Genomic DNA, 19,679 nt, shown 5'->3' with positions numbered 1-19,679 from the left:
TTCGCAGCTTTTTCACGGCGCCAGCCGGGTTTGAGGCCATACCCTCAGTCGCTGTGCGCCTCTCAGCCGTTGATCCCTGCGCGTCGCCCATGCGACGGGTGGCACTCGCCTGTCTAGTCGGCTCGGCGGTGGAGTATTACGACTTCTTCATCTACGGCACGGCCGCGGCGCTGGTGTTTCCCAGTGTCTTCTATCCGAACCTGAGTCCGGCCATGGCCACCGTCGCGTCGATGGGAACATTCGCCACGGCCTTTCTGTCCCGGCCGCTCGGCGCCGCCGTCTTCGGGCATTTCGGAGACCGATTGGGCCGCAAGAGAACTCTGGTCGCCACCCTTATGATCATGGCCCTGTCCACCGTGACGGTCGGCTTGGTGCCCGGTAGCGCGACGGTGGGGGCGGCGGCTCCGCTGATCCTGATCACCCTGCGACTGCTGCAGGGTTTCGCGGTCGGCGGGGAGTGGGCGGGATCGGCCTTGCTGAGCGCGGAGACGGCTCCCGCCGGCCAGCGCGGCCGGTACGGCATGTTCACCGTGATCGGCGGCGGCATCGCGCTGTTGCTGACCAGCCTGACCTTCCTCGGCGTGAATTTCACCATCGGCGAAGGCAGTTCGGCGTTCATGACGTGGGGATGGCGAATCCCGTTCCTGTTCAGCGGGATACTGATCGCGATCGCCCTGTACGTGCGGCTGAACATCAAGGAGACCCCGGTCTTCGCTCAGCGGGCTACCGAAACTGTCACCGCCACAACACCATTCGCGGAGGTGCTGCGCCTGCAACGGCGCGAGATCGGCCTGGCTGCCGGCTGTGTGCTGGGCTGCTTCGGCCTCGTGTATCTGGCCAGCACCTACCTCACCGCCTATGCCCATACGCATCTGGGCTATTCGCGCAACGTCATCCTGCTGATCGGTGCGCTGGGTGGCTTGACGTGCATTGCGTCCGCGATGCTCACCTCTGTCCTGTGCGACCGGTTCGGGCGGCGCCGGGTCATTCTGGTGTGCTGGTCGGTGGGCGTGCCCTGGGCGTTGCTGGTGATGCCGCTCATCGACTCGGGCAGTGTCACCATGTTCGCGGTGGCGATCGCCGGGCTGTTCGCCGTCGACGGCGCCGTGTTCGGACCCGTCACCTCGTTCGTTCCCGAGCTGTTCCCGACCCGCTACCGCTACACGGGTACCGCACTGTCGATCAACCTCGCCGGCGTCCTCGGCGGTGCGGTGCCACCGCTGATCGCCGGTCCACTGCTCTCCGATTACGGCAGCTGGGCGATCGGGCTCATGATGGCGACGCTGGCGCTGATCAGCCTGGCCTCGACCTATCTGCTGCCGGAAACCAACGGCGCGGTGCTGGCAGAGCCGGCTCAGTTGGCGTGCAGCTCCGCGTTGAGCTCGATGCCCTGACCGTCGCGGGACACCACCTCGACCGCACCGGTCAGCGAATTGCGGCGGAACAGCAGGTTGTTACCGCCGGAGAGGTCCCGCGCCTTCACTGACTCGCCGTCGGGCGTGGTGACTTTGGTGCCCGCGGTGATGTACAGGCCCGCCTCCACCACGCAGTCGTCACCGAGTGAGATGCCCAGTCCGGCGTTGGCGCCCAGTAGGCAACGTTTTCCGATCGAAATGACTTGTGCGCCACCGCCGGACAACGTGCCCATGATCGAGGCGCCACCGCCGACGTCGGAGCCGTCACCCACCACGACACCCGCCGAGATGCGGCCCTCCACCATGGACGTGCCCAGGGTTCCGGCGTTGAAGTTGACGAAGCCCTCGTGCATGACGGTGGTCCCCGGGGCCAGGTGCGCGCCGAGCCGGACGCGGTCGGCGTCGGCGATGCGCACTCCCGACGGCAATACGTAGTCGACCATCCGGGGGAACTTGTCGACGCCGTAGACCGTCACCGGCCCGAGTCGGCGCAGGCGCGCCCGTACCGCTTCGAAGCCTTCGACCGCGCAGGGCCCACGGTTGGTCCACACCACATTGGTCAATACCCCGAACAAGCCGCCGGCGTTCAGCCCGTGCGGCGCCACCAGGCGGTGCGACAACAGGTGCAAGCGCAGGTAGGCGTCGTAGGCGTCGGCGGCCGCATCGTCCAGCGAGCTGATGGCCGTGCGGATCGCGATCGTCTCGGTCTGCCGGTCGTCGTCGCGGCCGACGAGCGCGCCCAGCACGGCGGGCAGATCCGACAGCGCCAGCCGCGTCGTCGCGGTGGTCTCCGATTCGGTCAGTTCGGGTTCAGGAAACCATGCGTCGAGGACAGATCCGTCAGAAGCGAGGGTCGCCAGGCCAATACCTGCAGCTCCAGTCACGACCGACAAGGGTACTGGGAGCGGCGGACAGACGCAGAATCGCATCCGGAGGACCCCGCGGTGCTGGCTTCGCGTTCCCCCACAAGTGGGAGGTGCCCCCGGGTCGCCGGACTAGGCTGAACCCGTGCTGGATTTGCGCGGAGACCCGGTCACGCTGACCGCGGCGCTGGTCGACATCCCCAGCGAGTCGCGGGACGAGGCGCGCATTGCCGACGAGGTCGAGGCGGCCCTTCGGGCGCAGACGTCCGGGTTCGAGATCATCCGCAATGGCAACGCGGTCCTGGCGCGCACCGCCCGCGGCAAGCCTTCCCGGGTGTTGCTTGCCGGGCATCTGGACACCGTTCCGGTGGCCGACAACCTGCCCAGCCGGATCGAGAACGGCGAACTGCACGGCTGCGGTACCTCGGACATGAAGTCCGGCGACGCCGTCTTCCTCCATCTGGCCGCCACGGTCGCCGATCCGGCGCACGACCTGACCCTGGTGTTCTACGACTGTGAGGAAATCGAATCCCCGGCAAACGGTTTGGGTCGGCTGGAGCGCGAGCTGCCGGACTGGCTGACGGCCGACGTCGCGATCCTCGGCGAGCCCACCGGCGGGTTCATCGAGGCGGGTTGCCAGGGCACGTTGCGGGTGGTGGTCAGCGCCGCCGGCACCCGCGCGCATTCCGCGCGATCCTGGCTGGGGGACAACGCAATTCACAAGCTGGGCGCCGTGCTGGACCGGCTCGCCCGCTACCCGGCGCGCAGCGTCGACATCGACGGCTGCGTGTACCGCGAGGGCCTTTCGGCCGTGCGCATCGACGGGGGCGTGGCGGGCAACGTCATTCCCGACGCCGCCTCGGTGACCGTCAATTTCCGCTTCGCTCCGGACCGCTCACCCGAGGCCGCGCTAGGGCATGTCCACGAGGTGCTCGACGGGCTGGACGTGTCGATCGAACTGACCGACTCCGCGGCCGGAGCATTACCGGGTCTGTCGGCGCCGGCAGCCAAGTCTCTGGTCGAAGCGGCCGGCGGGCAGGTGCGGGCGAAGTACGGCTGGACCGACGTCTCCCGGTTCGCCGCCCGGGGCATCCCGGCGCTGAACTACGGGCCCGGCGACCCCAACCTCGCTCATAAGCGTGACGAGCGGGTGCCGGTCGCGGCGATCACCGCCGCTGCCGACATGTTGCGCGGGTACCTGAGCGGTTAACGGCTGAATTGCCGGGCTTGCGCCGCCGCGTCCGCGGCCGCTGCCCCCATGCCGATAACGGCCAGCTCCTCAGCTATCGCCGTCAATGCGCCGGCGTCGCCGGCAATCAGGGCGTCGGCGTGTCGGGCAATGAGATGACCGACATTGCAATCCAATGCAGACGCCAGGCGAGTGACGGGGTCCGCCGCTCGCCGGTCACCCAGCCGGACGGCGTCATGCCAGGCGAGCAGTGCCACCGCCGACTGTCCGGCCCGCTCGGCCGCGCGGGCCGCTTCGCGCGCCGCCGTGACCGCGCCGGTCTGGTCACGCGCCGTGGCCCGGGTCCAGGCTCGCGCCATCCCGAGTTCGGGGGCGAACAGGGCCGACTTGGTTCCGTGCCGAGATTCCGCGCGCCGCAACGCCTTTGCCGAACCCGGAATGTCGCCCTGCCGGGCGATCGCCGTCGTCAACAACATCAGCGACAACGGACCCCACGAATAGCCGGTACGTTCCAGCGCAGCCGCGGCAGGCTCCAAAACCGTTGCTGCGGCGTCGTATTCGCCCTTGGTCAACAGCACATAGGCCAGCAGCACCTCGCCGATCGCCCGGCCCGGCTGCTGCAACTCGGCGAAGTCGGTGAATTGCTGGGCCAGTGTCTGCGCCTGGTCCACCTCGCCCGCCATCAGCAGTGAGGTGACCTGGCCCAGGCCGACCGTGAACCGCAACAGTCCCGGATGCTCGGCGGCCGCAGCCTGCCCGGCCAACCGCTCGACGTCACCGAAGCGTCCCATCCGGGCCGAGGACAACGCGGCCGCGCTGGCCGCCCAGGACACCGCCATGTCGCTCGCCGCGGATCCGGACAGCACCTCGGTAGCCAAAGTCATTGCGCGCTGCAGATTTCCGGCATTCATCGCGAATGTGGCGCTCAACCCGTCCAGCACGGCGCGTGCCGCCGGGTCGGTGAGCCGGCTGCGTGTCGTCTGGAGAAACGCGGTGGCCTTCTCCGGCTCACCGAGCATGAAGAACTGGTTGGCGGCTCGCGGCACCGCCCACGCCATCAACTCCGACTCCGACAGTGCGGCCGGATCCACCGCCGCCAGCACCGCCCCTGCTTCGCGGCCGCGTCCCTGCCATCCCAGTGCCTGCCCCAGCACCAGACGGGCATCCAGTCCGCCGGACTGATCGACGGCGGCGCGCGCCAACCGTTCGGCCAGCAGCAGATCACCCAGGCGCAGCGCCTGCTGCGCGGCCTCGGTCACCTCTTCCACCGGCTGCGGCGCGTCGCAGTCCAGCGCCAGGGACGCCAACCGCAGCCGGTCGCTGAGGTGCTCGGCCGGATGCTGCGCCAGCAGCTTCACCAACTCGGTGCGCCGTCGTCGTATCCCGTCGGCGCCTAGTGCCGCCCGCGCGCGCACCGCGAACAACGGGTGCGCGGTGTAGACCACCGGGCGCTGGTCGTCGTGGTTGCGTACCCGGGTCTCCGCGGCCCCCAGCTCCTCGGCCTGACTGACTGCGCCGTCACCGGCCAGGACGTTCAGATCGTCGAGCGTCAGCGGCTCCAGGATCGACAGGAACTCGACCACTGCCCGCGCCGGTCCTGGCAACTCCGCGAGGAACTCGTCGACCTCGGCCGCCGTCGTGGCCCCGGTGGGAGGCTCCAGGTCGATGCGGTCCAGCAGACCGTCGGTCCACAACGCCGCGATCGCCGGCGGGGCCGCGTCGGCGCGGGCGGTGACGACCATCCGCGCCGCCCGGGTGAGGGCGAGCTGGTACACCAGGGTGGCCGACAGGATGTCGAGGTCGTGGGCCTCGTCGACGATGAGGAGCAGATCGCCCTGCTGCGCGGCGCGCGTCAGCGAGATGCGGGCGGCGCGCAACAATGCGGCCGGTTTGCCGATGTCGGCGATATCGATCAGATGCCCGAATGCGCCGAACGGAACGACTCGCTCGGCCGGAGTCCCGATGACCCAACGGGTGGTGGTGGCCGGGTGTTGGGCACAGAACTCCTCGGCGGCCAAGCGCGCCAAGGTCGACTTGCCGACGCCGTCGGGTCCGAGTACTACCGCGCCACCCTTGTCGGCCAACGCGGCGGTGAGCCGCTGCAGAGCGGCCGTGTGCTGGGGGACGTTCCAACGAATCGGCACCATTGCGAGTCTATGGCCCGCGTTCGGTACGCAGCGTCTGCAGGGTTGGTCTACGTTTCGGATATGTCTCCCGCAACCAGCGGCCAGTGGACGGTCGCGGTGTACTGCGCCGCTTCGCCGACGCACCCGGAGTTGCTGGATCTCGCGGCGTCACTGGGTGCGGCCATCGCCGAGCGGGGCTGGACTCTGGTGTGGGGCGGTGGCCATGTGTCCGCCATGGGAGCGGTCGCGTCGGCAGCCCGCGCCCACGGCGGGTGGACCGTCGGGGTGATCCCCACCATGCTGCTGGAACGCGAACTGGCCGATCACGATTCGGACGAGCTGATCGTCACCGACACCCTGCGTGAGCGCAAGCAAGTCATGGAGGAGCGGGCAGACGCGTTCATCGCGCTGCCGGGCGGCGTGGGCACTCTCGACGAATTGCTGAGCGCCTGGACCGAGGGGTATCTGGGCGTGCACGACAAGCCCATCGTGCTGCTGGACCCCTGGGGCCATTACGACGGTGTGCGCGCCTGGGTTTACGGACTGATCGACAGCGGCTACATCTCACAGGCCGCCGTCGACCGGCTGATCGTGGTCGATAAAGTCGGCGATGCGCTCAACGCGTGCGCGCCCGGCTGACGGGCGAAGCGGCTTTCAACGAAGCGAGGATGACGTGTCCGATCAAGGCGCACGCGCACGGGTCAAGCTCACCGATATCGCCATGCAGGTGCCCGGCCTCATCGCCGACACGCCGTCGATCGCGCGCGGGGTCGGCGGCCTGCTGGCCCGGCCCAGCTCCAAGACGTCGATCGCCTCGGTGTTCCAGGACCGGGCCGCTCGCTACGCCGACCGGATCTTCCTCCGGTTCGGCGATCAACAACTGACCTACCGCGAGGCCAACGCCACCGCGAACCGGTATGCCGCCGTGCTGGCCGCGCGCGGGGTCGGGCCGGGCGACGTCGTCGGCGTCATGCTGCGCAACTCGCCGAACGCGGTGCTGACGATGCTGGCCGTGGTCAAGTGCGGCGCGGTCGCCGGCATGCTCAACTATCACCAGCGCGGCGACGTCCTGGCGCACAGTCTGGGTCTGCTGGACGCCAAGGTGCTGATCGCCGAATCCGACTTGGTAAGTGCTGTAAGCGAATCCGGCGGCTCGGTCGGTGACGTGCTGACCGTCGAAGACCTGGCGCGCTTCGCCACCACCGCCCCGGCCACCAACCCGGCGTCATCGACCGCGGTGCGGGCCAAGGACACCGCGTTCTACATCTTCACTTCCGGCACCACGGGCTATCCGAAGGCCAGCGTCATGACGCACTACCGCTGGCTCAAGGCGCTGGGCGCCTTCGGCGGGCTCGGGCTGCGGTTGAAGAGTTCGGACACGCTGTACAGCTGCCTGCCGCTGTATCACAACAACGCACTGACGGTCGCGGTGTCGTCGGTGATCAACTCCGGCGCGACGCTGGCGCTGGGGAAGTCCTTCTCCGCGTCGCGGTTCTGGGACGAGGTGATCGAACACCGTGCCACCGCGTTCATCTACATCGGCGAGGTCTGCCGCTACCTGCTCAACCAGCCGGCCAAGCCGACCGACCGCAAACACAAGATCCGCGTCATCGCCGGCAACGGCCTGCGCCCGGATATCTGGGATGATTTCACCAAACGCTTTGGCATTTCCCGGGTTTGCGAGTTCTACGCCGCCAGCGAAGGCACCACGGCGTTCATCAACGTGTTCAATGTTCCTCGCAGCACCGGGATTTCGCCGATGCCGCTGGCTTACGTCGAGTACGACCCGGATTCCGGCGAGCCGGTGCGCGACGACAACGGACGGGTGCGTCGGGTGCCAGCCGGCGAACCCGGCCTGTTGCTGAGCCCGGTCAACCGGTTGCAGCCGTTCGACGGGTACACCGACAAGTCGGCCACCGAAAAGAAATTGGTGCGCAATGCCTTCAAAGAGGGCGACTGCTGGTTCAACACCGGCGACGTGATGAGTCCGCAGGGCCTGTTCCACGCAGCCTTCGTCGACCGGTTGGGCGACACGTTCCGCTGGAAGGGCGAGAACGTGGCCACCACCCAGGTCGAGGCCGCGGTGGCGATCGATCCCAATGTCGAAGAGTGCACCGTGTTCGGCGTCGAGGTGCCCAACACCGGCGGCCGGGCCGGCATGGCGGCGATCAAACTGCGCGAGGGTGCCGAATTCGACGGCCAGTCGTTGGCCCGCGCGGTGTACGACAAGCTGCCCGCGTATGCGCTGCCGTTGTTCGTCAGGTTGGTGGAGTCGCTCGAGCACACCACGACGTTCAAGAGCCGCAAGGTGGAGCTGCGCAAGCAGGCCTACGGTTCTGACGTCGAGGACCCGCTGTACGTCTTGGCCGGCCGCAAAGAGGGCTATGTGAAGTTCTACGACGAGTACCCCGACGAGGTCGCCGCGGGTAAGCGACCCCAGGGCTGAATCGCCTCACCGCATCGAGTGTGCGGCTGCCGTGGTGAAATCGCGGATTTCCCGCGTTGTACGGACACCCGAGGCGGCCACCGCACACTCGACGCCGTCGATCGTCATTCAGCAGGCAGTATGGAGGCGTGCGCGCAACGTCGGCGGCGTCAGCCGGCCAACACACCCTGTGCGGTCGCCCGGTCGCGGGTGATCGCGCCCTGATCATGGCGATCATCAACCGCACCCCGGACTCGTTCTACGACAAGGGTGCGACGTTCGCCGACGGCGCGGCCCGCGAGGCGGTGCACCGCGCGATCGCCGACGGCGCCGACGTCATCGACATCGGCGGCGTCAAGGCGGGCCCGGGCGAGACCGTCGACACCGACACCGAGATCGCGCGGCTGGTGCCCTTCGTGGAATGGCTGCGCGGCGCCTATCCCGACCAGCTGATCAGCGTCGACACCTGGCGTTCGCAGGTGGCCACGCTCGCCTGTCAGGCCGGCGCCGACATCATCAACGACACCTGGGGCGGCGTGGATCCGCAATTGCAGGAGGTGGCGGCCGAGTTCGACGCCGGACTGGTGTGTGCGCACACCGGGGGAGCGCTACCGCGCACCCGGCCGTTCCGGGTGAGTTACGGTACGACTACCCGCGGCGTGGTGGACGACGTGATTCGCCAGGTCACCGCCGCCGCAGAGCGGGCCGTCGCGGCCGGAGTAGCCCGCGACCGGGTACTGATCGACCCGGCCCACGATTTCGGCAAGAACACCTTCCACGGGCTGCTCCTGTTGCGACATGTGGCCGATCTTGTTATGACCGGGTGGCCGGTGCTCATGGCTTTGAGTAATAAGGACTTCGTCGGGGAGACTCTGGGCGTGGACGTGACCGAACGGCTCGAGGGGACGCTCGCAGCCACTGCGCTGGCCGCGGCCGCCGGAGCCCGCATGTTCCGCGTCCACCAGGTCGCGGAGACCAGAAGGGTGCTGGAGATGGTGGCCTCGATTCAGGGGATCCGCCCGCCCGCACGCACCGTGAGGGGACTGGGATGACGGCATCCGATCTGGTCGCGGCAGACCTCGTCGGTGACCTGGCCGACCGGAGCTGGAACCGGCCGCGCTGGACTGTCGCCGAACTCGTCGCGGCCAAGGCGGGCCGGACGATCTCGGTGGTGCTACCGGCCCTCAATGAGGAAGAGACCGTCGAATCAGTGATCGACAGCATCTCGCCGCTGGTCGACGGACTCGTCGACGAGCTGATCGTGCTGGATTCCGGATCCACCGATGACACCGAGATCCGCGCCATCGCTGCCGGCGCCCGGGTCGTCAGTCGCGAGCAGGCGGTTCCGGAGCTACCGGCCCGGCCGGGCAAGGGCGAAGCTTTGTGGCGTTCCCTGGCGGCCACCAGCGGGGACATCGTGGTGTTTATCGACTCCGACCTGATCAACCCGGACCCGATGTTCGTGCCGAACCTGGTCGGCCCGCTGCTCACCGGCGACGGCATCCACCTGGTCAAGGGCTTCTACCGGCGGCCACTCAAGGTAGGTGACGCGAGCGGCGACGCGGGCTCCACCGGTGGCGGCCGGGTCACCGAATTGGTGGCGCGGCCGCTGCTGGCGGCGCTGCGGCCCGAGTTGGGCTGGGTGTTGCAGCCGCTGGGTGGGGAATACGCGGCCAGCCGGGAACTGCTGATGTCGCTGCCGTTCGCGCCGGGCTACGGCGTGGAGATCGGCCTGCTGGTAGACACCTTCGACCGGCTGGGCCTGGACGCGATCGCCCAGGTCAACCTGGGCGTGCGGGCCCACCGCAACCGGCCGCTGGAGGAGTTGGGCGCGATGAGCCGGCAGGTGATCGCGACGTTGCTGTCGCGCTGCGGCATTCCCGACTCGGGCGTCGGATTGACCCAGTTCTTTCCCGCCGGCCCCAATTCTGAGGGCTTCACCCAGCACACGTTGCCGGTGTCGTTGGACGATCGTCCCCCGATGAGTGTGCTCAGGCCACATTGAGGCCCTGCTGATCCCTGCTGATCGGCAGCCTGTCGGTGCGGTAGGGCAAGATCGACTCTCGTGGCGTTGGTATTGCTTTACCTGGTGGTTCTGACCCTGGTCGCGGTCGTTTTGTTCGGCGTGGCAAGCCTGCTGTTCGGTCGCGGCGAACAACTGCCGCCGCTGCCGCGGTCGACGACGGCAACGGTGTTACCGGCCTACGGCGTGACGGCGGCAGACGTCGAGGCCGTCAAATTCACCCAGGTGATGCGGGGCTACAAGACCAGCGAGGTCGACTGGGTACTGGACCGGCTGGCCCGGGAGCTGGACACGCTGCGTGGTCAGGTGGCCGCACTGCAGGCATCCGGGACCGAGGCGCCACCGGCCAACGACGCGGAGGTGCCCGACGTCGACGCCGTCGCCGTAGATCGCTCCGGTCCGACATGACCCCCCGATGACAGAAGACGGCCTGGTTCGCTGCGGTTGGGCCGTCGTCCGGCCCGGACCGGATGCCGACCTCTACCGCAACTACCACGACGACGAGTGGGGTCGACCGCTCAAAGACGGCACGGCGCTGTTCGAGCGGATGAGCCTGGAGGCCTTCCAGAGCGGGCTGTCGTGGCTGATCATCCTGCGCAAGCGGGAGAACTTTCGGCGCGCGTTCCAGGGGTTCGACGTCGAGCAGGTCGCCCAGTTCACCGAGGCGGACGTGCAGCGCCTGCTGTCCGACGACGGCATCGTGCGCAACCGGGCCAAGATCGAATCGACGATCGCCAACGCCCGTGCCGTCCTCGACCTGGGGACACCGCAGGATCTGTCTGACCTGCTGTGGTCGTTCGCGCCGCCCACGCGTCCCCGATTTGCCGACTTGTCCGAAATTCCTTCCACCAGCCCGGAATCCAAGGCGATGGCCCGCGAGCTCAAGCGCCGCGGTTTCCGCTTCGTCGGACCGACTACCGCCTACGCGCTGATGCAGGCGACCGGCATGGTTGACGATCACATCAGCACTTGCTGGGTCCAGACGAGCGGTTCCGGCCGGCCTTCTTGAGCGTCAGGTTGGCTTCACAAGCGGGTCTTTGTGCACCTGGTCTCCCGGATAGGGAACAATGGAGGGGTGATTTGGCAGTTCAATGTCGGGTATGGCTGGAAATCCACTGGCGGGGCATGCTCGGCGCCGACCAGGTCCGCGGGCGCGGGCCAGCTCGAATCTGGAGGGAGCACTCGATGGCGGCGATGAAGCCCCGGACCGGTGACGGTCCACTTGAAGCAACCAAAGAGGGGCGCGGCATCGTGATGCGGGTACCACTTGAAGGTGGCGGTCGGTTGGTGGTCGAGTTGACGCCGGACGAGGCTGCCGCGCTGGGTGACGAACTGAAGGGCGTCACCAGCTAACCCGCAGACCGGTTCATCCGTCTGCCTCAGGCACACACCTTCCGGTAGATGTCCAGCGTCTGCTCGGCGATGTGTGCCCACGAGAATTCCTCGATACAGCGTTGCCGACCCGCGTGCCCGTACTGTTGCGCCTTCGCAGGGTCGGCGACCAGCGCGTTGACGGCCTCGGCCAACCGTGCCTCGAAGGCGTCCGGGTAGTCGGGGTCGTAATGCACCAATGACCCGGTGACGCCGTCGGCGACCACCTCGGGGATGCCGCCGACGTCGGAGGCGACCACCGCCGTTGCACACGCCATTGCTTCCAGGTTCACGATGCCCAACGGTTCGTATACCGAAGGGCACACGAAAACGTTTGCTGCCGTGAGTATTTCGCGCAACTTGGTCTTGTGCAGCATATCGCGGATCCAGAACACCCCGGTGCGGCTGCGCTCCAATCTGGCGACCGCTGAGCGCACCTCTTCGGCGATTTCGGGGGTGTCGGGCGCTCCGGCACACAGCACCAACTGAACGTCCGGGCTGAACTGGTGGGCGGCCGCGACCAGATGGGGCACGCCCTTCTGCCGGGTGATGCGCCCGACGAACGCGACGATGGGACGGTTCGGGTCGACGCCGTGCTCCCGCAGCACCGAGCCGGTGTGCACGGGGCCGGCCGGGTGCCAGAACTCGGTGTCGATTCCGTTGCGGATCACGTGCACCGCGTTGGGGTCCATGGTGGGGTAGACCCGCAGAATGTCGTCCCGCATGCCGGAGCTGACGGCGATAACCGCGTCGGCTGCCAGTGCCGCGGTCTGTTCGACCCAGGAGGACACCTGATACCCGCCGCCCAGTTGCTCGGCCTTCCACGGCCGCATGGGTTCCAGCGAATGCGCGGTCAGCACGTGCGGGACGCCGTAGAGCAGCTTGGCCAGATGTCCCGCCATGCCGGTGTACCAGGTGTGCGAATGCACCACGGTGGCTGCGTTGACGGAGTTGGCCATCACCAGGTCCGCCGACAGGGTGGACAGTGCCGCGTTCGCGCCGCGTAGGCGGGGGTCCGGTTGGTGGGCGACGGCGCCGGGGCGGTCGGCTCCCATGCAGTGCACGTCGACTGCGCACAGCCTGCGCAACTGCGATACCAGTTCGGTGACATGCACGCCGGCTCCGCCGTAGACCTCCGGAGGGTATTCCCGAGTCATCATCGCCACCCGCATACTCGAACGGTAGTTCGGCGACGATGCAGCCCGCAGGGCGGGCTCTGGCGAAGTGCGGCGCAATGCGCTTCAACTGCAGCAACTTCCTTAAATATTCGCTCGTCTAGCGAATGGACAATCGGGGACCTACCGGTGGCAGCGCTTCGTGGCTGCCGATAGGTTTGTGCCATGAGGGAAGCGCCGCACGTGCTCGGCATCGTGCTGGCCGGTGGTGAGGGCAAGCGGCTTTATCCCTTGACCGCCGACCGCGCCAAGCCCGCTGTTCCCTTCGGCGGGGCCTACCGGCTGATCGACTTCGTGCTATCCAACCTGGTCAATGCCCGCTACCTGCGGATATGCGTTCTCACGCAGTACAAGTCGCACTCGCTGGACCGACACATCTCCCAGAACTGGCGTCTGTCGGGCTTGGCCGGCGAGTACATCACCCCGGTCCCCGCCCAACAACGCCTGGGCCCGCGCTGGTACACCGGCTCGGCCGACGCCATCTATCAGTCACTGAACCTGATTCACGACGAAGACCCCGACTACATCGTGGTCTTCGGCGCCGACCACGTGTACCGGATGGACCCCGAGCAGATGGTGCGGTTCCACATCGACAGCGGAGCCGGTGCGACCGTCGCCGGCATCCGGGTCCCGCGGACCGAAGCGAGCGCATTCGGCTGCATCGACTCCGACGAGTCGGGCCGGATCCGCAGTTTCGTGGAAAAACCGATGGACCCGCCGGGCACTCCCGACGACCCCTCCAGCACGTACGTCTCGATGGGCAACTACATCTTCACCACGAAAGTGTTGATCGACGCGATCCGCGCGGACGCCGATGACGACCACTCCGACCACGACATGGGCGGCGACATCATTCCGCGCCTGGTGGAAGACGGATTGGCCGCCGTCTACGACTTCAGCGACAACGAGGTCCCGGGTGCCACCGACCGCGACCGGGCCTACTGGCGAGATGTGGGGACGCTGGACGCGTTTTACGACGCGCACATGGATCTGGTGTCGGTGCACCCGGTGTTCAACCTGTACAACAAGCGCTGGCCGATCCGCGGGGAGTCGGAGAACCTGGCACCGGCCAAATTCGTCAACGGCGGCTCGGCCCAGGAATCCGTGGTGGGCGCCGGCAGCATCATCTCGGCGGCGTCGGTGCGTAACTCGGTGCTGTCCTCCAATGTCGTCGTCGACGACGGCGCGATCGTGGAAGGCAGCGTCATCATGCCGGGGGCGCGTGTCGGCCGCGGTGCGGTGGTGCGCCACGCGATCCTGGACAAGAACGTGGTCGTCGGGCCCGGCGAGATGGTCGGCGTCGATCTGGAGAAGGACCGGGAGCGTTTCGCGATCAGCGCCGGCGGTGTGGTGGCGGTCGGTAAAGGCGTCTGGATCTAGCCGGCAGCCGACCCGTTGAGGCACCCGGGTGCGACCGTCCCTAGGGGATCTCGGGGATCAGCAGGTGCGCGTCATACCGCGGGCCCCAGCGCAGCGTCACCAGCCCGCGCGGCGGATCCGGGTACGCCGCCGGGAACTGGCCGGTCAGCGGGTTGCGCGGGAACAACCAGCGTCCACCGACCACGAACCGCAACTGCTCGCCCGCGCGGAACACGGTCGCCGACGGACCCAGCGCCACGTCCAACGCGATCACCTCACCCGGACGCACCGGCTGCGCTCGGTCGCAGGCCGGGACCGGCTCCCACGGCGTCGAGAGCTCGGCGTCGAGTGCGCGCAGCGACACTCGCTGCCAGCCGGTGGTGACCCGGTCGCGGCCGAATCCGTACGAACCCTCGAACCCGACATAGCGCCCGTCGCGCCACTTCTCCACGCCGACGAAGATGTTGGCGTCGTCGAAGCCGTCCAACTGCACCCAGAGCCGCGCCGCCATCGGGCCGGTCAACTCGATGTCCTCCGGTACCGTCCAGCTGAATGATGCTGCGCGAGAATGTGTTTGGAATGTTATGCTGCCCGCAGCGGTTGGCGGCTCGGGTGAAAGGGCTCCGGCGCCGGACAGATACAGCCGTCGCCAGCGGGTCCGGGCAAGCGGCCATTCCTTCTCCTCGCGCACCGCGACGACGGTGTCGCGGTCCTCGCGCACTTCCAGGCGCACGCTGCGTGACACCGGTGCGCCGTCCAGTGCGGTCCGGAAGAATCGCAGCTGCTCGCTCAGCGCGTGCTCGGAGTAGAACTCCCGCCATTTGCCGCCGCGGTGGGTGTACAGCCGCGCGAAGCTGGAACCGGCCCGGGCGAAGGCCCGGATCGAACCGCGGGTGTGCAGATTGTTGTCCGAGAAGCTGCCGCACACCAGCATGGGCGCTGTGATCGCCGGCAGATCGGGTGTCATCGCCCGCCACGCGTCATCGCGTAGCGGATGCTCTTCCTGCAGCTCCTTCAGGCTGTAGGTTTGCCGGGTCCGATTCACCATGAACGACCACAGTCTGGTGAAGCCGAACTCCCGGACGCCACCGGGAAAGGTCAGGTCGCGGTAGGGGTCGGTGAGTCCTTCCCATGGACAGATCGCCCGCAGCGCGGGCGGGTTCAGGGCCGCGGCGGCGTACTGGCTGATGGCCAGGTACGACACTCCCAGCATCACGACCCGGCCGTCGCACCAGGGCTGGCCGGCCACCCACTGCACGAGGTCGTAGGTGTCCTCGGCCTCCTGACGGGACAGCAGTTTGCCGGTGCCGTCGGAGTGCCCGCATCCGCGTGAATCGGCGTTGACCACGGTGAAGCCCTGCCCGGTCCACCATGCCGGGTCGGGGGCTTCCCATCCGGTCAGAGCTGAGAAAGTCAGCGGTCCGGGTTGGCGCAGCGCCCGGAACTGCGGTGAGAACGTCCAGCGGCTGCGCCGGCGTCGGGGCAGGTCGTCTTTACCGTAGGGGTGGATGCTCAGCAGGACGGGCCGTGGCGCTCGCTCACCTTTATGGAAGACGTTGATCCGCAACACAGTTCCGTCGCGGGTAGGTACTTCAACGTCGCGGTCGATGAGCATGTCCGACGGCGGATCGGTGACGGTGACCGGCGGCCGGGCGATACTGCGAAGCCGTTCCCGCGCATACTTCCCAGCGCCGGGACGCCGCCAGGGCCGGTCCAGGGCGGGTGCCAGGTCTCGGGCCACGCCGTTACCTTAGACGCGCCGCGCGGCCCTGCGCGAGCATACGGTTACCAGACGTGCGGGACCAGGCGGTAGCGCACCTGCCGGGTGTATTCGCGATACCCCGCCAACTCGGCATCAAGCAGCTTCTCCTCGTCCAGGATCCGCAGCACCAGTACGACGACACCCACGACGACGATCAGCAATCCCCAGTAGGAACCGAGCGCCAACGGGATGCCGAGCATCATGACCAGCGACCCGCTGTACATCGGGTGCCGGACGATTCCGTACAGGCCGTCGGAGGTCAGGGTCTGGCCCTGCTCGACGGCGATAGTCGCGGCGGCATAACTGTTTTGGACCACAACCAGCAGGGCCGAGCCCAGCCCGACGGCGATCATCACGTCACCGACCACGGACACCCAGGCCGGAACCGAGGACCATCCCATCCGGTGGTCGAACGCACTGAACGCCATCACACCCATGGACGTCAGAAACAAGACGGTGACGAGCACCTTCTGCACGGTCCGGCCCTCCGCGCGGGGGCCGGCCCGCATGCGTCGCCGCAGTGCCGCCGGGTTGGTGACGGCCAACCAGACGGTGGAGACAGTCGTCAGGCCCATCGCGATGGCGACGAACACCCACCCCTGCCAGTACTGCAATGTCCCGGCCGGCACGAACACCAGCACGCTGTACAGCACCACCCCGTACAGCAGCGACGCGACGATCTTCAGGACGGTTTTCATGACCGTAGGTCCCGGCGGCGAAAAGCCATGACGCCCAGCGCAATCAACGCAAAGTCGACGGCCAGCAACCAGAGCAGCGGCACGGCGGTGAAATCATCACCGACCCGCGGGGTGTGCGCGAACGGTTCGAGGTCGAGTAGCCACTGCGGTGATCCCGATAAGGAACCGAGCAGATACAGCGCGACGAACCCGACCAGCACACCCCACGCGACGGGTGCGAATCGTGGTGTGAGGCCGAACAATACGACGGTCACCGCCGAGAGGAGCCACACGGCGGGCAATTGCACCGCCGCCGTCCCCACGACGGAGGGCAACTTGCCCGTCACGTCACCGGCGGCCATGCCATAGGCCAGTCCGCCGGCCACCCCGGAGAGCAGGATGGCAAACGTCGACCCGCCCACGGCCATCAGCAGATGACTCGCCAGCAGCCGGGTGCGCGAAACCGAGCCGGCCAGCAGGGTTTCGGCGCGCTGACTGCTCTCCTCCTGATGCAGCCGAAGCGACAACGAGACCGCGAACGCGGCCGCGATCATGCCCAGCATGCCGAATCCGACGGTGATGAATCCCTGTTCCAAAGCACTGGTACCACCCAGTCGGGCCAGGACATCCCGGCCGGCCGCGCCGCCCAACTCGTCGCCGATGCCGTAGGTGACGCTCCCGATCAAGAGTCCGTACAACGCCAGCCCCACCGTCCAGACCACCAGTGCACCGCGGTCAAGGCGCCAGGCCAGGCCGAAAACGCCGCCGAGCGACGCTGAGGCAGTAGCGCGTCCGGTGCGCTCAGCGAACAAGCCGGCGCCGACGTCGCGTCCTGCCAACAACCGGTAGCCCACGACGGTGAGCACCACCGTCGTCGCCAGATGTAGCAGCAACACCCACCAGCGATCACCCGCGTACGGGCGGACCTGCAGGGACCATCCCAGCGGCGACAACCAAGACAGGGCACCCGATCCGGCGTCGCCGACCGCGCGCAGGGTGAACGCAATGCCGAGTACCGCGAAAGCAAAACCACGGGCGACGCGGGCACTCGGTGACAGCTGCGCGGCCACCGCCGCCACGGCGGTGAACACCAGGCCGGAACCGGCCAGCGCCGCGCAGAATGCCAGTGACCCACCCGGGGGGACGTCGGTGGTGAGCAGGCCGGCGGCACCGATCAATCCGACGGCCACGGATGCCCCGAGCGACAACAGCAGCGCGGCGGTGAGGCTGGCGTAGCGGCCGACCGCGGTCGAGTCGATCAGTTCGGCCCGCCCGGTCTCCTCGTCGGCCCGGGTGTGGCGAATGACGGTGAGAATGACCGCGACCGCAATCAGCAGGTGGAACATTCCGGCTTTCCAGATGCCGACGGCGCCGAGGCTGCTGTTGTAGATCTGGCCGTAGAGCGCCCGCTGCGCCGGACTGGCCATGATGGTGGCCGCGAATCCGGCCCGCTCGGCGTCGGTGGCATAGATCTTTTCGATACTGCCGATGTATACGCTTGCCAGCGGCACCGACAGCAGCAGCACCCACAGCGGTAAGGCGACGCGGTCGCGGCGCAGGTAGAGCCGCAGCAGCCCGAGCGTCCCGGTGAACGGCGAACTACGTTGCGGCGCAACGCTCGGCCGGTCCAGAAGCGCAGTGCTCATCGCGCCGCCACCTCTTTCGCATCCCGGGCGCCGTTGGTGCTGTAGTGACGCATGAACAGCTCCTCCAGCGAGGGCGGCTGGCTGACCAGGCTGCGCACGCCGGCATCGCCGAGTGCCCGGATCAGGTCCCCGAGGCTTTCGCTGTCGACCTGAGCGCGCACCGTGTTGCCGTCGAAGCTGACATCCGCGACACCCTTGATTTGGGTGAGATCGCCGGGATCGCGGACCAATTCGGCCTTGATCGACGTTCGGCTGAGATGGCGCATGGATTCCAGCGAGCCGCTCTCGACGGTCCTGCCCGCCTGGATGATGGTCACCCGCTTGCACAGTGCTTCCGTCTCGGCCAGGATGTGGCTGGACAGCAGCACCGTCACGCCGCGCTCGGAAGCCTCGGCGACGCATTGCTGAAACACGTTCTCCATTAACGGATCCAGCCCGCTGGTCGGCTCGTCGAGCAGCAACAGCCGGGCCCGCGACGAAAATGCCGAGATCAGGGAGACCTTCTGGCGGTTGCCCTTGGAGTAGGTGCGCACCTTCTTGGTCGGGTCGAACTCGAAGCGCTCGATGAGTTCCGCCCGCAGCCGCTGCTCGATGCCGCCCCGCATCCGGGCCAGCAGATCGATGGTTTCGCCGCCGGTCAGGGACGGCCATAGCGTGACATCGCCTGGCACATAGGCGATCTGGCGGTGCAGTTGGACGGCGTTGGTCCACGGGTCGCCGCCCAGGAGGCGCACGCTGCCGCCGTCGGCCTTGACCACGCCGAGCAGGATGCGGATTGTCGTCGACTTGCCGGCGCCGTTGGGTCCGAGGAAGCCGTGCACTTCACCCTCGTGGACAGTCAGGTCGAGGCCGTCTAGTGCCCGCACCTTGCCGAAGTTCTTGGTGAGACCGCGAACATCGATCGGCGCCTGATCATTAGTTGTCATGTGACCCTCCCTTGTTCTTCTCCGCTGCGAGAAACGCGTCGTACATGGTGCGGTCGGTCATCAGGCCCTCGGAATAGACCTCGAGGGCGGGCAACACCATGTCATTTGCGTAGTCGCGCAAGACTGCGCGTAAATCTGTTGGAGTCGGGTGCATTTGGAGATAAAGCAGGAAACCGCCGCCGCCGGTGATCCCCAGATACTTGGCCCTGGCATGCGGGTCGCGGCTCGGCTTGACGGTGCCGGCCCGCACGCCTTCCTCCAGGTACGCTTCGGTGTTGTCAATCATTCTCTGCCACAGCAAGTTTGCCAGTTCACCGCCGGACACCATGCTGCGTACCAGGTAGGCCATCAACGGTGCATAGGACTCGATCTCAGCCAGCTGGGCCAACCAGGTAGCGGGGTCGTTGGACTGAATCGTTTCGGACTTGCTGATCCGGATCTCCTCGGCGACGTAGTCGTCGCAGGCCTTGCGCAGACCGTCCTTCGAACCGAAATGGTGGATGACGAGTGCCGCGCTCACCCCGGCCGCCTCTGCGATGCTGCGCAACCCCACCCCGAACCCGTGCTCACCGAACTGCGCGATGGCCGCATCTCGAATCCGGGCCACCGCTGTCAGGTCGGCTGAACGCATGTTCAGTACACTAAACGCGCGTTCAGTCTACGTCAAGGGGGTGGACTCGTCGTGCCGGAGGTAGCTCGAAAGCGCCCGCAGCGCTCCACTT

General features: G+C 67.5%; 18 protein-coding genes. 10 read left to right on the top strand and 8 right to left on the bottom strand.

Translation table 11 applies throughout. The features are described 5' to 3' along the window. Nucleotides 1–89 precede the first annotated feature (89 nt). Nucleotides 90–1,394 (top strand): MFS transporter, encoded by a 1,305-nt coding sequence (locus tag C0J29_RS23255; protein WP_120793677.1) that lies wholly within the window; start codon nucleotides 90–92, stop codon nucleotides 1,392–1,394. On the opposite strand, the gene dapD is transcribed toward C0J29_RS23255, so the two are convergent. Next, nucleotides 1,355–2,308, bottom strand: a complete 954-nt coding sequence (gene dapD, locus C0J29_RS23250; protein ID WP_120793676.1) for a 2,3,4,5-tetrahydropyridine-2,6-dicarboxylate N-succinyltransferase — start codon at nucleotides 2,306–2,308, stop codon at nucleotides 1,355–1,357. The genes C0J29_RS23255 and dapD overlap by 40 nt on opposite strands. A gap of 115 nt (nucleotides 2,309–2,423) precedes the next feature. Here dapD and dapE point away from each other — a divergent pair, with 115 nt between their 5' ends. Then, nucleotides 2,424–3,488 (top strand): succinyl-diaminopimelate desuccinylase, encoded by a 1,065-nt coding sequence (gene dapE / locus C0J29_RS23245; RefSeq protein ID WP_120793675.1) that lies wholly within the window; start codon nucleotides 2,424–2,426, stop codon nucleotides 3,486–3,488. Here the strand turns inward: dapE and C0J29_RS23240 are convergent. Further along, entirely contained in the window at nucleotides 3,485–5,611 is a 2,127-nt protein-coding gene (locus C0J29_RS23240) for a GTPase domain-containing protein (RefSeq protein ID WP_120794922.1), read from the bottom strand. The genes dapE and C0J29_RS23240 overlap by 4 nt on opposite strands. A 63-nt stretch (nucleotides 5,612–5,674) precedes the next feature. Between C0J29_RS23240 and C0J29_RS23235 the strand changes: the two genes are divergently transcribed. From C0J29_RS23235 to C0J29_RS23205, 7 genes are all read left to right on the top strand, one after another. Beyond that, nucleotides 5,675–6,232, top strand: a complete 558-nt coding sequence (locus tag C0J29_RS23235) for a TIGR00730 family Rossman fold protein (RefSeq protein ID WP_120793674.1) — start codon at nucleotides 5,675–5,677, stop codon at nucleotides 6,230–6,232. Nucleotides 6,233–6,266: 34 nt separating this feature from the next. Next, the gene (fadD6, locus tag C0J29_RS23230; RefSeq protein ID WP_277950728.1) at nucleotides 6,267–8,039 is read left to right on the top strand and encodes a long-chain-acyl-CoA synthetase FadD6; all 1,773 of its coding nucleotides are present in this window, start codon (nucleotides 6,267–6,269) and stop codon (nucleotides 8,037–8,039) included. A 206-nt stretch (nucleotides 8,040–8,245) separates the two neighbouring features. After that, nucleotides 8,246–9,070 carry a dihydropteroate synthase gene (gene folP / locus C0J29_RS23225; protein ID WP_120794921.1) on the top strand — a complete coding sequence of 275 codons (825 nt, stop codon included), beginning with the start codon at nucleotides 8,246–8,248 and terminating at the stop codon, nucleotides 9,068–9,070. Continuing rightward, nucleotides 9,067–10,023 (top strand): glucosyl-3-phosphoglycerate synthase, encoded by a 957-nt coding sequence (locus tag C0J29_RS23220; RefSeq protein ID WP_065044205.1) that lies wholly within the window; start codon nucleotides 9,067–9,069, stop codon nucleotides 10,021–10,023. Before folP ends, C0J29_RS23220 begins: the two co-directional genes overlap by 4 nt. Before the next feature lie 60 nt (nucleotides 10,024–10,083). Next, nucleotides 10,084–10,449, top strand: coding sequence for a DivIVA domain-containing protein (locus C0J29_RS23215; RefSeq protein ID WP_120793672.1), 366 nt, complete (start codon nucleotides 10,084–10,086; stop codon nucleotides 10,447–10,449). Nucleotides 10,450–10,456: 7 nt separating this feature from the next. Further along, nucleotides 10,457–11,050, top strand: coding sequence for a DNA-3-methyladenine glycosylase I (locus C0J29_RS23210; RefSeq protein WP_065044203.1), 594 nt, complete (start codon nucleotides 10,457–10,459; stop codon nucleotides 11,048–11,050). Nucleotides 11,051–11,226: 176 nt separating this feature from the next. Continuing rightward, nucleotides 11,227–11,394, top strand: a complete 168-nt coding sequence (locus C0J29_RS23205; RefSeq protein ID WP_003406247.1) for a DUF3117 domain-containing protein — start codon at nucleotides 11,227–11,229, stop codon at nucleotides 11,392–11,394. 26 nt (nucleotides 11,395–11,420) lie between these two features. Here C0J29_RS23205 and glgA read toward each other — a convergent pair whose 3' ends face one another. Beyond that, nucleotides 11,421–12,584, bottom strand: coding sequence for a glycogen synthase (gene glgA, locus C0J29_RS23200; protein WP_065164786.1), 1,164 nt, complete (start codon nucleotides 12,582–12,584; stop codon nucleotides 11,421–11,423). Between the two features lie 168 nt (nucleotides 12,585–12,752). Here glgA and glgC point away from each other — a divergent pair, with 168 nt between their 5' ends. Beyond that, nucleotides 12,753–13,967, top strand: a complete 1,215-nt coding sequence (gene glgC, locus C0J29_RS23195) for a glucose-1-phosphate adenylyltransferase (RefSeq protein WP_065044201.1) — start codon at nucleotides 12,753–12,755, stop codon at nucleotides 13,965–13,967. A gap of 40 nt (nucleotides 13,968–14,007) precedes the next feature. On the opposite strand, the gene C0J29_RS23190 is transcribed toward glgC, so the two are convergent. The 5 genes from C0J29_RS23190 to C0J29_RS23170 are packed head-to-tail and all read right to left on the bottom strand — an operon-like array spanning nucleotide 14,008 to nucleotide 19,588. Continuing rightward, complete coding sequence (locus C0J29_RS23190; protein WP_120793670.1) at nucleotides 14,008–15,687, bottom strand: CocE/NonD family hydrolase; 1,680 nt, start codon at nucleotides 15,685–15,687, stop codon at nucleotides 14,008–14,010. Between the two features lie 44 nt (nucleotides 15,688–15,731). Then, nucleotides 15,732–16,406, bottom strand: coding sequence for a methyltransferase family protein (locus C0J29_RS23185; RefSeq protein ID WP_120793669.1), 675 nt, complete (start codon nucleotides 16,404–16,406; stop codon nucleotides 15,732–15,734). After that, nucleotides 16,403–18,031, bottom strand: coding sequence for an ABC transporter permease (locus tag C0J29_RS23180; RefSeq protein WP_120793668.1), 1,629 nt, complete (start codon nucleotides 18,029–18,031; stop codon nucleotides 16,403–16,405). The genes C0J29_RS23185 and C0J29_RS23180 overlap by 4 nt, the downstream gene beginning before the upstream one ends. Continuing rightward, on the bottom strand, nucleotides 18,028–18,957 hold the full coding sequence (locus C0J29_RS23175; RefSeq protein ID WP_120793667.1) for an ABC transporter ATP-binding protein: 930 nt from the start codon (nucleotides 18,955–18,957) through the stop codon (nucleotides 18,028–18,030). Before C0J29_RS23175 ends, C0J29_RS23180 begins: the two co-directional genes overlap by 4 nt. After that, entirely contained in the window at nucleotides 18,947–19,588 is a 642-nt protein-coding gene (locus tag C0J29_RS23170; protein WP_065164790.1) for a TetR/AcrR family transcriptional regulator, read from the bottom strand. Before C0J29_RS23170 ends, C0J29_RS23175 begins: the two co-directional genes overlap by 11 nt. Between the last annotated feature and the right edge of the window lie 91 nt (nucleotides 19,589–19,679).

It is taken from the genome of Mycobacterium paragordonae (assembly GCF_003614435.1).
In the GTDB taxonomy this organism is placed as follows: Bacteria; Actinomycetota; Actinomycetes; order Mycobacteriales; family Mycobacteriaceae; genus Mycobacterium; species Mycobacterium paragordonae.
This window is presented reverse-complemented; position numbering and strand designations above follow the sequence as displayed.

Coding starts and splice junctions, on each gene's coding strand:
- glgA (WP_065164786.1), bottom strand. CDS start 12,584: ATGCGGGTGGCGATGATGACTCGGGAATACCCTCCGGAGGTCTACGGC.
- C0J29_RS23175 (WP_120793667.1), bottom strand. CDS start 18,957: ATGACAACTAATGATCAGGCGCCGATCGATGTTCGCGGTCTCACCAAG.
- C0J29_RS23205 (WP_003406247.1), top strand. CDS start 11,227: ATGGCGGCGATGAAGCCCCGGACCGGTGACGGTCCACTTGAAGCAACC.
- C0J29_RS23180 (WP_120793668.1), bottom strand. CDS start 18,031: ATGAGCACTGCGCTTCTGGACCGGCCGAGCGTTGCGCCGCAACGTAGT.
- C0J29_RS23255 (WP_120793677.1), top strand. CDS start 90: ATGCGACGGGTGGCACTCGCCTGTCTAGTCGGCTCGGCGGTGGAGTAT.
- folP (WP_120794921.1), top strand. CDS start 8,246: ATGGCGATCATCAACCGCACCCCGGACTCGTTCTACGACAAGGGTGCG.
- C0J29_RS23220 (WP_065044205.1), top strand. CDS start 9,067: ATGACGGCATCCGATCTGGTCGCGGCAGACCTCGTCGGTGACCTGGCC.
- glgC (WP_065044201.1), top strand. CDS start 12,753: ATGAGGGAAGCGCCGCACGTGCTCGGCATCGTGCTGGCCGGTGGTGAG.
- C0J29_RS23185 (WP_120793669.1), bottom strand. CDS start 16,406: ATGAAAACCGTCCTGAAGATCGTCGCGTCGCTGCTGTACGGGGTGGTG.
- C0J29_RS23235 (WP_120793674.1), top strand. CDS start 5,675: ATGTCTCCCGCAACCAGCGGCCAGTGGACGGTCGCGGTGTACTGCGCC.
- C0J29_RS23170 (WP_065164790.1), bottom strand. CDS start 19,588: ATGCGTTCAGCCGACCTGACAGCGGTGGCCCGGATTCGAGATGCGGCC.
- C0J29_RS23210 (WP_065044203.1), top strand. CDS start 10,457: ATGACAGAAGACGGCCTGGTTCGCTGCGGTTGGGCCGTCGTCCGGCCC.